The organism is Kitasatospora sp. NPDC059722, assembly GCF_042733235.1.
Lineage (GTDB): Bacteria > Actinomycetota > Actinomycetes > Streptomycetales > Streptomycetaceae > Kitasatospora.
In genome coordinates this window covers 41,682-54,018 of sequence record NZ_JBHWGD010000033.1, presented here as the reverse complement: position 1 = coordinate 54,018, position 12,337 = coordinate 41,682, and the positions used below count along the sequence as shown (strand labels likewise).

At 72.1% G+C, this 12,337-nt stretch carries 10 protein-coding genes; 5 read left to right on the top strand and 5 right to left on the bottom strand.

Annotation, left to right across the window (positions count from 1 at the left end):
- Positions 1-148: 148 nt before the first annotated feature.
- The 3 genes from ACFV4F_RS21710 to panB all read right to left on the bottom strand — a co-directional run bounded on the left by ACFV4F_RS21710 (position 149) and on the right by panB (position 3,066).
- On the bottom strand, positions 149-979 hold the full coding sequence (locus ACFV4F_RS21710; RefSeq protein WP_380443437.1) for an ABC transporter permease: 831 nt from the start codon (positions 977-979) through the stop codon (positions 149-151).
- Entirely contained in the window at positions 976-2,019 is a 1,044-nt protein-coding gene (locus tag ACFV4F_RS21705; RefSeq protein WP_380504638.1) for an ATP-binding cassette domain-containing protein, read from the bottom strand. Before ACFV4F_RS21705 ends, ACFV4F_RS21710 begins: the two co-directional genes overlap by 4 nt.
- A 177-nt stretch (positions 2,020-2,196) precedes the next feature.
- Positions 2,197-3,066: a 3-methyl-2-oxobutanoate hydroxymethyltransferase gene (gene panB, locus ACFV4F_RS21700; protein ID WP_380499252.1), complete on the bottom strand. Its 870-nt coding sequence runs from the start codon at positions 3,064-3,066 to the stop codon at positions 2,197-2,199.
- A gap of 262 nt (positions 3,067-3,328) precedes the next feature.
- Between panB and ACFV4F_RS21695 the strand changes: the two genes are divergently transcribed.
- The 3 genes from ACFV4F_RS21695 to ACFV4F_RS21685 all read left to right on the top strand — a co-directional run bounded on the left by ACFV4F_RS21695 (position 3,329) and on the right by ACFV4F_RS21685 (position 7,011).
- Positions 3,329-4,939 carry an MFS transporter gene (locus ACFV4F_RS21695; protein ID WP_380443443.1) on the top strand — a complete coding sequence of 537 codons (1,611 nt, stop codon included), beginning with the start codon at positions 3,329-3,331 and terminating at the stop codon, positions 4,937-4,939.
- A gap of 162 nt (positions 4,940-5,101) precedes the next feature.
- A complete protein-coding gene (locus ACFV4F_RS21690) occupies positions 5,102-5,734 on the top strand; it encodes a TetR/AcrR family transcriptional regulator (RefSeq protein ID WP_380443445.1) in 633 nt (210 codons plus the stop codon).
- Positions 5,735-5,946: 212 nt separating this feature from the next.
- A complete protein-coding gene (locus tag ACFV4F_RS21685; RefSeq protein WP_380443447.1) occupies positions 5,947-7,011 on the top strand; it encodes an endonuclease/exonuclease/phosphatase family protein in 1,065 nt (354 codons plus the stop codon).
- Positions 7,012-7,014: 3 nt separating this feature from the next.
- Here the strand turns inward: ACFV4F_RS21685 and ACFV4F_RS21680 are convergent, their stop codons facing one another.
- Entirely contained in the window at positions 7,015-8,769 is a 1,755-nt protein-coding gene (locus ACFV4F_RS21680) for an NAD+ synthase (protein ID WP_380499257.1), read from the bottom strand.
- A gap of 164 nt (positions 8,770-8,933) precedes the next feature.
- Between ACFV4F_RS21680 and ACFV4F_RS21675 the strand changes: the two genes are divergently transcribed.
- Both ACFV4F_RS21675 and ACFV4F_RS21670 read left to right on the top strand, forming a co-directional pair.
- Entirely contained in the window at positions 8,934-10,295 is a 1,362-nt protein-coding gene (locus tag ACFV4F_RS21675) for a glutamine synthetase family protein (protein ID WP_380443451.1), read from the top strand.
- A gap of 178 nt (positions 10,296-10,473) precedes the next feature.
- Complete coding sequence (locus tag ACFV4F_RS21670; RefSeq protein WP_380499258.1) at positions 10,474-11,190, top strand: class E sortase; 717 nt, start codon at positions 10,474-10,476, stop codon at positions 11,188-11,190.
- Positions 11,191-11,215: 25 nt separating this feature from the next.
- On the opposite strand, the gene ACFV4F_RS21665 is transcribed toward ACFV4F_RS21670, so the two are convergent.
- Positions 11,216-12,013, bottom strand: coding sequence for a beta-glucanase (locus tag ACFV4F_RS21665; RefSeq protein ID WP_380504634.1), 798 nt, complete (start codon positions 12,011-12,013; stop codon positions 11,216-11,218).
- Positions 12,014-12,337 lie beyond the last annotated feature (324 nt).

The following is a 12,337-nucleotide window of genomic DNA, read 5'->3' as shown; positions in this document are numbered from 1 at the left end:
GGCCCCGGCTGGCCCCCGCCGCCTCCGCGCGCCGGCCGGTACGGGCGGCTCGGCTTGGGCCCCGGCCCCTGGGACGGCTCTCCCGCCCCCACCGGGGGGGGGGGGGGGGGGGGTCCGCCCCCCCCCGCGGCGGGCCGGCCGCCGGCCGTCACACCCGCTTGCGGAACCGCGCCACCGCGAGCGGGGCGAAGATCGCGGTCGACGCGGCGGACCAGATCAGCACGATCATCACCGGGTGGGCCACCGCCCCCTCGCCGTTGAGCAGCGCGCGGGAGGCGTCGGCCAGCGCGGACAGCGGGTTGACCTTGGTGAAGGCCTGCAGCCAGCCCGGCATCGTGCTGGTCGGCGCGAAGATCGAGCTGCCGAACTGCATCGGCATCAGGACCAGCATGGAGACGCCCTGGACGGCCTGGGCGCTGCGCAGCGACATGCCCAGCAGCATCGAGATCCAGACGATCGACATGCCGAACACCAGCGACAGGCCGATCGCGGCCAGCAGCTCCGGCACGCCGGTCTTCAGTTCGAAGCCGAGGATGAAGGCGAAGGTCAGCAGGATCGCGGAGGAGAGCAGGGCCCGCAGCGTCTCGGCCACGATCTTGGAGAGCAGGACGGAGGCCCGGCCGATCGGCAGGGTGCGGAAGCGGTCCATCACCCCGGTCTGGAAGTCGGTGTTCAGGCCGGTGCCGACGGCCAGCGCCAGCGTCATGCCGGTCTGCCCGAGCAGTCCGGGGATCATGAACTGCTTGTACTTGTCCTGGTCGCCGGCGAACACGGCGCCGCCGAAGACGTAGACGAACAGCACGGTGAAGACGATCGGCATCAGCACGGCGTCGAACATCGACTCCGGGTCGGCCTTGATCCGCATCAGGTTGCGGCGGGTCAGCGCGCCGATGTGGCGCAGGGTGCCGGCCAGGCCGATCCGGGTGTCGTCGGCGCCGGAGTCCTCGACCCGGGCGGGGGCGAGCGTGGCGGTGGTCATGCGACGGGCTCCTTGACGAGGCCGGCGGCGGCCGTGGTGGCCGCGTCGGCGGTGGGCTTGCCGGTGATGGCGAGGAAGACCTCGTCCAGGCTGGGCACCTTGGTGTCGATGCCGGCGATCGCGAAGCCGCGTCCGCCGAGCACCCCGATGACGGTGGTGAGCTGCTGCTCGTCGACGAGCGGTACCGCGAGCAGGCCGTCGTCGGGGGAGAAGGTGGCGGAGGAGACGCCGTTCTCGTGCAGGCAGCGGGCCATCTCCGGCAGTTCGGCCGGGTGGGCCGGGCGGACCTGGAGGATCCGGCCGCCGACCTTGGCCTTGAGCTCGGCGACGCCGCCGTTGGCGATCACCCGGCCGCGGTCGATGACGGTCAGCTCGTTCGCGAGCTGTTCGGCCTCCTCCATGTACTGGGTGGTCAGCAGCACGGTGCTGCCCTCGGCGACCATCCGCTGCACCTCGTCCCAGACCTCGTTGCGGGTGCGCGGGTCCAGGCCGGTGGTGGGCTCGTCCAGGTAGAGCACCCGGGGGCGGCCGATCATGCTGGCGGCCAGGTCGAGGCGTCGGCGCATGCCGCCGGAGTAGGTCTTGGCGATCCGCTTGGCGGCCTCGGTGAGCGAGAAGCGCTCCAGCAGCTCGGTGGCGCGGGCCTTGGCCTCACGGCCGGGGAGGTCGAGCAGCCGGCCGATCAGGTAGAGGTTCTCGTAGCCGGAGAGCAGCTCGTCCACGGAGGCGTACTGGCCGGTCAGGCCGATGGTGCGGCGCAGCTGCTTGGGCTGGCGCAGGACGTCGTAGCCGCCGACGAACGCGGTGCCCGCGTCCGGCTTGATCAGCGTGGACAGGACCCGCACCAGGGTGGTCTTGCCGGCGCCGTTGGGGCCGAGCAGGGCGCGGACGGTGCCTTCGGCCACGGTGAGGTCGACCCCGTCGAGGGCCTTGGTGTCACCGAAGTGCTTGACGATGCCGCGGACCTCGACGGCGTTGCCCGCGGCGACGGCTTGCCGGGAGCCGGGCCGGTCGTTCGGGGCGGTGGCGATTCGTGTCATGCCCCGAAGGGTGTCCGGCCCGGCTGTCAGCGGGCTGTCATCGCGGGGGAGGGCCCGGCGCGGCGCTGTCACCCCGCTGTCACGGGCGGCCGGGCGTGACAGCGCCGCCGGTGCGGGCCCCCGGAAACGGCTGCGGCCCCGCTCCCGGGGCGGGGAGCGGGGCCGGCCGGCGGCGCGTCAGTGGAAGCTGTGCTCGGCCGCGGGGAAGGTGCCGGCGCGGACGTCCTCGGCGTACGCGCGGGCGGCGTCGCCGAGGACGGCCCGCAGGTTGGCGTACTGCTTGACGAACTTGGGCACCCGGCCGGCGGTCATGCCGGCCATGTCGGTCCAGACCAGGACCTGGGCGTCGGTGTCGGGCCCGCCGCCGATGCCGACGGTCGGGATCGCGAGCTGCTCGGTGACCTGCTTGGCCAGCTCGGCGGGCACCGCCTCCAGCACGACCGAGAAGGCGCCGGCCTGCTGGACGGCCTTCGCGTCGCGCAGCAGCTGGTGCGCCGCCTCGTCGCCGCGGCCCTGGACCGGGTAGCCGCCGAGGGCGTGCACGGACTGCGGGGTGAGGCCGATGTGCGCCATCACCGGGACGCCGGCCTCGGTCAGGAGCTCGATCGAACGGGCGCTGCGCTCGCCGCCCTCCAGCTTGACCGCGCCGACGCCGGCCTCCTTCATCAGGCGGGCGGCGTTGTGCATGGCCTGGGCGGGGGACTCCTGGTAGGAGCCGAACGGCAGGTCGGCGACGACCATCGCGCGCTTGGTGCCGCGGACGACGGCGGCGGAGAGCATCACCATCTGATCCATGGTCACCGGCACGGTGGTCTCGTAGCCGAGGTGGCAGTTGCCGGCCGAGTCGCCGACCAGGAGGACGGGGATGCCGGCCTCGTCGAACACGCCCGCGGTGAGGGCGTCGTAGGCGGTGAGCATGGACCACTTCTCGCCGCGCTGCTTGGCGGCGGCGAGGTCGCGGACGGTGACGCGTCGGTTGGTGACCCCGCCGTAGAGGGTGGCGGGCGACGCCTGGTTCTGGGCAGGCGAAGGCGAAGAAGCGTTCATCGAACAGGCTCCTGAAGGGTTGTCGTCTCGTGGCGCCGTACGGCGTCCCCGGATCCCCTCCATGCTTGCACGCCCGGACGGCTGCGCAAAGACGGGTGCACGGGGCCCGGTGCGATCTGCGGCACACCGGGGGCCTTTGCCGCCATTTTGCGATACGGCGTCGTCTCGTATCGAAAATGCGGTTACGCTGTTCGGGGGGTTACGAGACGTCCGCGGCTCGGAATTGCCCGCCAGTGCCACACCATCACGGACGGGAAGACCAATGACCACCGCAGCCGCGCCGCCCCGCGTGCCGGAAGCCATCCACCGCCGCCGCTGGGCGATCCTGAGCACCCTGGTGCTCGCCCTGCTCGTCGTCGTGCTCGACAACTCGATCCTCAACGTCGCGATGAAGACCATCGCGACCCCGGCGCCGGTCGGACTCGGCGCCACCCAGAGCGACCTGGAATGGTCGATCAACTCCTACACGCTGGTGTTCGCCGGGCTGCTCTTCACCTCGGGCCTGCTCGGCGACCGCTTCGGCCGCAAGCGCGCGCTGCTCGCCGGCATGGTCGTCTTCGGGATCGCCTCGCTGCTCTCCGCGATGGCCGGCACGCCCGGCCAACTCGTCGGCTTCCGCGCCCTGATGGGCGTCGGCGCCGCGCTCGCGATGCCCGCCACGCTGGCCATCATCATGAACGTCTTCGAGCGCTCCGAGCAGCCCAAGGCGATCGGCGTCTGGGCCGGCGCGGTCGGTCTCGCCATCGCCATCGGCCCGATCACCGGCGGCGTCCTGATCGAGCACTTCTGGTGGGGCTCGGTCTTCCTGATCAACGTGCCGATCGTCATCGTCGCGGTGATCGCGATGGTGATCCTGGTGCCGGAGTCCAAGGACCCGAACCCGGGCCGGCTCGACCCGGTCGGCGTACTGCTGTCGATCATCGGCCTGGTCGCGCTGATCTTCGGCATCATCAAGGGCGGCGAGCTCGCCGACTTCACCGACGTGCAGGCCTGGGGGCCGGTGCTGATCGGCCTGGTGGCCCTGGCCGCGTTCGTCTGGTTCGAGCGCCGCACCGCACACCCCGCGCTGGACGTCACGTGGTTCCGCAACAAGGTGTTCAGCGCCTCCGTGGTCGTGGTCGGCGTCGTGTTCTTCGCGCTGATGGGCGTCTCGTTCTTCGGCGTCTTCTACATCCAGAGCGTGCGCGGCTACAGCGCGCTGCAGGCCGGTCTGCTGATGCTCCCGCTGGCCGCCGCCCAGCTGGTGTTCGCGCCCCGGGCCCGGCTCGTGGTCGACCGCTTCGGCGTCGCCGCCACCGCCGCCGTCGGCATGCTGCTGATCGCGGCCGGCTTCGTCGGCTACGCCGTGCTGACCGCCACCACGCCGATCTGGGTGCTGATCGTGCTCGGCCTGCTCATGGGCGCCGGCATGGCCCACGTCATGCCGCCGGTCACCGTCGCGATCATGGGCTCGCTGCCCCGCGAGAAGGCGGGCGCGGGATCGGCCGTCAACAACACCTTCCGCCAGGTCGGCGGCTCGCTCGGCGTCGCCGTCCTCGGCGCGGTGCTCTCCACCGTCTACCGCGACCACATGAGCGACACCCTCGCCGGGTTCCCGGCGGAGCTGCGCGACAAGGCGGGCGAGTCCCTGGAGGCCACCCTGGCCATCGCCGGCCGGATGGGCCCCAAGGGCGCGGCGCTGCTCGGTCCCGCCGACGACGCGTTCATCAGCGCCATGCACGTGGTCGCCTCGCTCTCCGCGGGCATCACCGTGGCCGGCGCGCTGATCGCCTGGTTCCTGCTCCCGCGCAAGGCCGCCGGTCCCACCGGCGGGCCCGGTGCCGCGGCGCCCGAGGTCGCCGACCGCCGCGAGAGCGCGGTGGCCGACGCCTGACCGGCGGCCGGCCTGAGCGACAATGAGTCCGAAGACGGGCCCCGAGCCCTGCCGCCCCGGGGGCACCCGGCGCGGCAGGGCAGCGGTCCGCCGCCACGGACCACCATCGGAGACAACGGAACGGCGCCCCCGCGCCCGCGCACATCCAGGGAGACCAGCGGGATGAAGACGGACACCCCGACCGCCGAGGCCGCGCCGACCTGCGCGGCCGTCCGCCGCGGCCGTCCGCGCAGCGAGGCCGCCGAGCTGGCCATCTTCACCGCGGTCGAGGACCTGATGGCGGGCGGTGCGAACCTGTCCGAGCTGACCATCGAGGGCATCGCCACCGCCGCCGGCGTCGGCAAGGCCACCATCTACCGGCGCTGGCCCAACAAGGAGGCCCTGCTGGTCGACGTGGTCAGCCGGCTGGAGATCGCGATGCCGGAGCCGACCGGCGTCAGCGCCCGGGACGACCTGGTCGCGATGATCGACTACATGCGGCGGCGCGGCCTCGCCAAGCGCAGCCGCTGGATCCTCAAGGCCGCCTTCGGCCAGATGCACAGCCTGCCCGAGCTGCACAAGGCCTACCACGAGCGGGTGGTGCGGCCCCGGCGCGAGGCCGCGCTCGCGCTCGTGCGCCGGGCCGTCGACGAGGGCGTGCTCCGCGCCGACCTCGACATCGAGCTGCTCGGCGACCTCCTGATGGGCCCGATCCTCTACCGCAGCATCCTGTGGGACGACTCCGACCTGGAGGACCCGGAGCTGGCCGGCAAGATGATCGACGCCCTGCTCGACGGCCTCGCGCCCGGCGCCTGAACGCCGGTTCGTCCCCGTCCGTTCCCGTCCGCCCCCGGCGTGGCCTCGCTCACCAAAGCGGGCCACGCCGGAACCCGCTCCGGCGGCCCCGCGTCTGTCCCGGCATAGGCTGAGCCGGGATCCGATCAAACCGGCACCAGTCCGGCATGCCGCCCGTACCCCCACGGGCCGGGCGGCGGACGGGCGAGGGCACGAGCGAACGGGAGCCACGGATGACGCAGGCGGACAGGACCGACCGGGTGAGGGGCGAGGAGAGTGCCCCGGCCCCCGCGGGTGCCGCGCGCGTCCGGGGGGACCTGGGCGGACGCTTCCTGGGCCTGCGGCACTGGGGCCGGGACGGCCGCGGTGCCACCGCGTGGCGGCGCGGTCTCGTCGTCGCCGCGCTGGCCCTGGTCACCGGCCTCCTGCTGGGCTTCCACGCCGACGTGCCGAACAGTCCCGGCAACCTCGGCAGCCTCCTGGAGACGTTCCTGCCGTGGCTCGGCCTGGCCGTGCCGGTGCTGCTCGTGCCCGCGCTGCTGCGGCGCTCGGCCACCGCGCTGATCGCCCTGCTGGTGCCCGCGGTGCTGTGGGTCAACCTCTTCGGCGGCCTGGTCACCGACAAGAGCGGCGGCCAGGGCGACTGGACGGTGGTCACCCACAACGTGGCCGCCGGCAACACCGACGTGCCGGGCACCGTCCGCAACCTGGTGGACTCGGGCGCGCAGATCGTCGCCCTCCAGGAGCTGGCCGGCAAGGCGCTGCGCGGCTACGAGACCGGCCTCGCGCCGGCGTACCCGTACCACGCGGTCGAGGGCACCGTCGGCCTGTGGTCGAAGTACCCGATCGCCGACGTCCAGCCGGTGGACCTCAGGATGGGCTGGACCCGGGCCTTCCGGGCCGAGGTCACCACCCCGCAGGGCCCGGTCGCGGTGTACGTCGCGCACCTGCCGTCCGTCCGCCTGAAGGCCGAGGGCGGCTTCACCGTCGCCCAGCGGGACGTCAGCGCACAGGCCCTCGGGGACGCGATCCAGGCCGAGCGGCTCAAGAAGGTGCTGCTGCTCGGCGACCTCAACGGCACGATGAACGACCGCAGCCTGGCGCCCGTCACCTCGCAGATGCGCTCGGCCCAGGGCGCGGCGGGGGACGGCTTCGGCTTCAGCTGGCCGTCGTCCTTCCCGATGGCGCGGATCGACCAGATCATGAGCAAGGGCGGCCTGCGCCCGGTCGAGTCCCGCACCCTGCCCCGGGACGGCAGCGACCACCTCGCGGTGGCCGCCGCCTACCGGTTCCAGTGATCCCTAGCCGCGCCGCCAGCGGTTGGTGATCGGCAGGCGGCGGTCCCGGCCGAAGTTCTTGACCGAGATCTTCGGGCCCGGCGGGTACTGGCGCCGCTTGTACTCGGCGGTGTCCACCAGCCGCACCACCCGGTCCACGACCGCCGGGTCGAAGCCGGCCGCGACGATCGCGTCCCGGCCCTCGTCGCCCTCGATGTAGCGGGCCAGCACGCTGTCCAGGAGGTCGTAGTCGGGCAGCGAGTCGCTGTCCACCTGGTCCGGGCGCAGCTCGGCGGACGGAGGCTTGGTGATCGTGTTCTCCGGGATCGGCGGCGCCTCGCCGCGCCGCTCGGCCTCCTCGTTGCGCCAGCGGGCGAGGCGGAAGATCAGCGACTTGTAGACGTCCTTGATCGGGCCGAACGCGCCCACCGAGTCGCCGTACAGGGTCGAGTAGCCGACCGCCAGCTCGCTCTTGTTGCCGGGCGCGAGCACGATGTGCCCCTCCTGGTTGGAGATCGCCATCAGCAGGGTGCCGCGCAGGCGGGACTGCAGGTTCTCCTCGGCCAGGCCGGTCAGTTCGGTGGCGGCCAGGTAGGCGTCGAACATCGGGGCGATGGAGACCGTGCGGAAGTGCAGTCCGGTGCGGCGGGCCAGGTCGGCCGCGTCGTCCTTGGAGTGCTCGGAGGAGTAGCGGCTCGGCATCGAGACGCAGTACACGTTCTCGGCGCCGATCGCGTCGACCGCGATCGAGGCGACGAGCGCGGAGTCGATGCCGCCGGAGAGGCCGATCAGTACGGACGTGAAGCCGTTCTTGGTGGCGTACGCCCGGGTGCCGGAGACCAGCGCGGCCCAGATCTCGGCCTCGTCGGAGATCCGCGGCGCCACCTCGGCGGCGAGCTTCTCCGCGGGGGCGGGCCGCGGCTCGCCGCTCAGTTCGGTGCGCACCAGGTGCAGGCCGTCGGTCAGCAGCAGGCCGTCGGTGTGGTCGCTGCTCGCGGCCGGCAGGTCGAGGTCCAGCACCATCAGGTGCTCCTCGAACTGCGGGGAGCGGCCCAGTACTTCGCCGTCCGCGCCGACGACGATCGAGTCGCCGTCGAAGACCAGCTCGTCCTGGCCGCCGACCATGTTGACGTAGGCCAGGGTGCAGCCCGCCTCGGCGGCGCGGCGGCGCACCAGGTCGAGCCGCTGGTCGTCCTTGTTCCGCTCGTACGGCGAGCCGTTGATCACCAGCAGCAGGCCGGCCCCGGCCTCGCGGGCGGCGGTGACCCGGCCGCCGTCCTGCCAGATGTCCTCGCAGATCGCCAGAGCGACGTCCACGCCGTCCACCCGCAGTACCGGCAGCTGGTCGCCCGGGACGAACCAGCGGAACTCGTCGAACACGCCGTAGTTGGGCAGGTGGTGCTTGGCGAAGCGGGTCACCACCTCGCCCCCGTGCAGCACGGCCGCGCAGTTCTGCGGCGAGCCGGCCGGGCGGCCGAGGCGCGGGGAGGCGTGCTCGGAGCGCCCGAGGTAGCCGACCACGACCGGCACCTCGCCCAGCCCTTCGGCGGCCAGCCGCCCGGCCAGCTCCACCAGTGCGGCCCGGGACGCCTCGACGAAGGAACGGCGCAGCGCGAGGTCCTCGACCGGGTAGCCGGTCAGGACCATCTCGGGGAACGCGACCAGCTGGGCGCCGGCCTCCACGGCCTGCTTGGTCCAGCGCACCACCTCATCGCTGTTGCGGGCGAGGTCACCGACCCAGGGGTCGATCTGGCTCAGGGCGAGACGGAGATTGGGCATGGTCCGCAGTGTAATCGTCGAACTGACGCAATGTCCTGGCAGGGGGGTCGGCACTGCCCTCGCGGCCGATGATCGGCCATGATGGGAGCAGTCGCTTCCCCTGGGTCCCTCGGGGGTCTTCCGCGCGTAACACGAGCGTAAAGAGCAGAGGTGAGACTGTCCCCATGGGCAAGCAGCAGCAGTTCGTGCTTCGGACGCTCGAAGAGCGTGACATCCGGTTCGTCCGGCTGTGGTTCACCGACGTGCTCGGGTTCCTGAAGTCGGTCGCGGTGGCACCGGCCGAGCTGGAACAGGCCTTCGAGGAAGGCATCGGCTTCGACGGGTCGGCGATCGAGGGCTTCGCCCGGGTGTACGAGTCCGACATGATCGCCAAGCCGGACCCGACCACCTTCCAGATCCTCCCGTGGCGCTCGGAGACGCCGGGCACCGCGCGGATGTTCTGCGACATCCTGATGCCGGACGGCTCGCCCTCCTTCGCCGACCCGCGCTTCGTGCTCAAGCGCACCCTGGAGAAGGCCTCAGAGCAGGGCTTCACGTTCTACACGCACCCGGAGATCGAGTTCTTCCTGCTGAAGAACCTGCCCGGCGACGGCACCCCGCCGATCCCCGCCGACCAGTCCGGGTACTTCGACCACACGCCGCGCGGCGTCGGCCACGACTTCCGCCGCCAGGCGATCACGATGCTGGAGTCGATGGGCATCTCGGTGGAGTTCTCCCACCACGAGGGCGCGCCCGGCCAGCAGGAGATCGACCTGCGCTACGCCGACGCGCTGTCGACGGCCGACAACATCATGACCTTCCGGCTGGTCATGAAGGAGGTCGCGCTGGAGCAGGGCGTGCACGCGAGCTTCATGCCGAAGCCGTTCTCGGACCACCCCGGTTCGGGCATGCACACCCACCTCTCGCTGTTCGAGGGCGACCGCAACGCGTTCCACGAGACCGGCGCCGAGTACCAGCTCTCCAAGGTCGGCCGCTCCTTCATCGCGGGACTGCTGAAGCACGCCGCCGAGACCGCCGCCGTCACCAACCAGTGGGTGAACTCCTACAAGCGCATCTGGGGCGGCTCCCAGCGCACCGCCGGCGCCGGCGGCGAGGCCCCGTCGTACATCTGCTGGGGCCACAACAACCGCTCGGCGCTGATCCGGGTGCCGATGTACAAGCCCGGCAAGCAGGGCTCGACCCGGGTCGAGGTCCGCTCGCTGGACACCGGCTGCAACCCGTACCTCGCCTACGCGGTGACGCTCGCGGCCGGCCTCAAGGGCATCGAGGAGGGCTACGAGCTCCCGCCCGGCGCCGACGACGACGTGTGGGCGCTCACCGACTCCGAGCGCCGCGCCCTGGGCATCCAGCCGATGCCGCAGAACCTCGGCGAGGCGATCGACCTGATGCAGCGCAGCGAGCTGGTCGCCGAGACGCTCGGCGAGCACGTCTTCGACTTCTTCCTGCGCAACAAGCGCCAGGAGTGGGAGGAGTACCGCTCCGAGGTCACCCCGTTCGAGCTGCGGAAGAACCTCCAGGTGCTCTGAACCGGCTCCCAGGCCCGCCCGGCGACCCACTGCCGGGCGGGCCTTCGCATGTTCCGGCGCGGCGGGTTACTGCATCCGGGGCGGTCCCGCCGCGCGGGCGTGTGTCGGCTTGCGGTGGCCGAGCGGGGCCGCTGGAGTGACGGCGATGGTCGGGCCGACGGCGTGAAGGAGGGCCGGGGTGGCGGAGCGGCGGAACGTCGGTGCGGTGGTGCGGGCGGGGGTGCGAGGGCTGGGCGACCTGCTGCTGACCCTGGGCGTGGTGGTGGTGCTGTTCGCGGCGTACTCGGTCTGGTGGACCGACCTGGTGGCGAACCGGGAGGCGGACGGGGCCGCGGCCCGGCTGCGCGGCGACTGGGCGGTCGCCGCGGCCCCGCCCGCCACGCCGGCGCCCGGGTCCGAGCCGGCGCCGGACCACGGCGATCTCGGGTTCCTGCACGTGCCGGCCCTCGGCCGGGACTACCAGGTGCTGATCAGGCTCGGCACGGACGACGAGATCCTGGCGGAGGGCGTGGCCGGCGCGTACACCGTGCCGCACCGTTCGGTACCGCCGTGGGAGGGCGAGGGGAACTTCGCCCTGGCGGCGCACCGGGACGGCCACGGGGCCAAGTTCCACGACCTGGACCGGGTGGGTCCGGGCGACGCCGTGGTCGTCGAGACCAGGACCCGCTGGTACGTCTACCGGGTCGACGGCGTCCTGCCGGAGACCTCCCCGGACGACGTGGGCGTGATCGCGCCGGTGCCCGTCGGCTCGCCCTACACCTCGCCGGGGCGCTACATCACGCTGACGACGTGCACGCCGGCCTACACCTCGCTCTACCGTCTGGTGGTCTGGGGGAGCCTGGTCCGGGAGGAGGCGATGACACCCGGGCGGGTGCTGCCGGCGGAGCTGCGCTGAGCGGCACCCCGCCCGGACCACGCGGTCAGCGTCCCTTCAGGGGACGGTCGACCTTCATCAGGTCGGTCTCCATGGTGACCGGGTCGGTGCGGGACGGCGGGGCGTGGAAGGTCCCGTCGCCGATCGAGAGGTTGAGGATCAGGTAGGCGGCGAAGTCCGGTCCGACGCCCGTCCCGTCGGACCAGACCGCGGTGAGCCGGTCCTGGGAGGGCCCGACGTACCAGGTGTCCGTGTCGGCGCCGAGCCTGACCGCCACGTACACCCAGCGTTCGGGGCCGATGTCCGGGCCGGAGTAGACGGTGCTGCTGGGGCGCAGGTGGTTGACGAACTCGATCCGGTCCGGGTGGTCCGCGTACCACTCGAACAGGTCGAGCTCGTGGCCGCCGTCCTGCCAGGTCCACAGGCAGGGCCAGGCACCGGTGTCCGCGGCGGGCAGCCGGACGTGGACCGTCACGAGGTCGCCGGTGCGGAGCCGGAACCCGCTGCCGCCGGAGTCGCAGGAGTCGCCGGTGGTCAGCAGGCCGGTGTTCCAGGAGCCGTCCTCCGGGTGGGTGGCGGTGATGGTCAGGTGCCCGGAGGCGGTGCTCAGCGCGTCGGTGGTCAGCCGATCCTGTTTCCAACTGTTCGGATTGTCGGTGCAGTTGGCATACGCGGCGGTCTTCCAGCCCCAGGACCGACCCGGTCCGACGTCGAGGGTGTCGAACCGTTCCAGCAGCACCGTGGTGTCCCGTACCGGCCGGGAGAGGGGGGCGGCCGACGACGGGGTGGCCGTGCATGTCGCGACGACCGTCACCGCCATCGCCATCAGTATTCGAAGATCCATGGCGTCAGGATCGCCGTCGGACGATCGGCCCGCGCAGTGGGTGGAGCCGTCCGGATGAATTCCTCGTTCCCGCCCCGGTTCGCCCGTCGCGGATTGGTGTGTTAATGCTGTGGACCGGCCCGGGCCGTGGTAGAAATCATGCGGGTTTTATGACGGTGGCCCAATGCTCGTTAATTCCCTCTGAATTCGCGAGTGAATTCACCGCAAGGGTTCGGACCAGCAGTGAGGAATATCTATGTACGGACTCGCTCATACCGGTGTCGCCTCGCTGGCATTGCTGGCGACCGGCGGTGCCGCCGCCGCGATCGGTGCGGCCGTGAAGTG

Coding starts and splice junctions, on each gene's coding strand:
- ACFV4F_RS21710 (WP_380443437.1), bottom strand. CDS start 979: ATGACCACCGCCACGCTCGCCCCCGCCCGGGTCGAGGACTCCGGCGCC.
- ACFV4F_RS21675 (WP_380443451.1), top strand. CDS start 8,934: ATGGGCAAGCAGCAGCAGTTCGTGCTTCGGACGCTCGAAGAGCGTGAC.
- ACFV4F_RS21695 (WP_380443443.1), top strand. CDS start 3,329: ATGACCACCGCAGCCGCGCCGCCCCGCGTGCCGGAAGCCATCCACCGC.
- ACFV4F_RS21690 (WP_380443445.1), top strand. CDS start 5,102: ATGAAGACGGACACCCCGACCGCCGAGGCCGCGCCGACCTGCGCGGCC.
- ACFV4F_RS21665 (WP_380504634.1), bottom strand. CDS start 12,013: ATGGATCTTCGAATACTGATGGCGATGGCGGTGACGGTCGTCGCGACA.
- panB (WP_380499252.1), bottom strand. CDS start 3,066: ATGAACGCTTCTTCGCCTTCGCCTGCCCAGAACCAGGCGTCGCCCGCC.
- ACFV4F_RS21680 (WP_380499257.1), bottom strand. CDS start 8,769: ATGCCCAATCTCCGTCTCGCCCTGAGCCAGATCGACCCCTGGGTCGGT.
- ACFV4F_RS21685 (WP_380443447.1), top strand. CDS start 5,947: ATGACGCAGGCGGACAGGACCGACCGGGTGAGGGGCGAGGAGAGTGCC.
- ACFV4F_RS21705 (WP_380504638.1), bottom strand. CDS start 2,019: ATGACACGAATCGCCACCGCCCCGAACGACCGGCCCGGCTCCCGGCAA.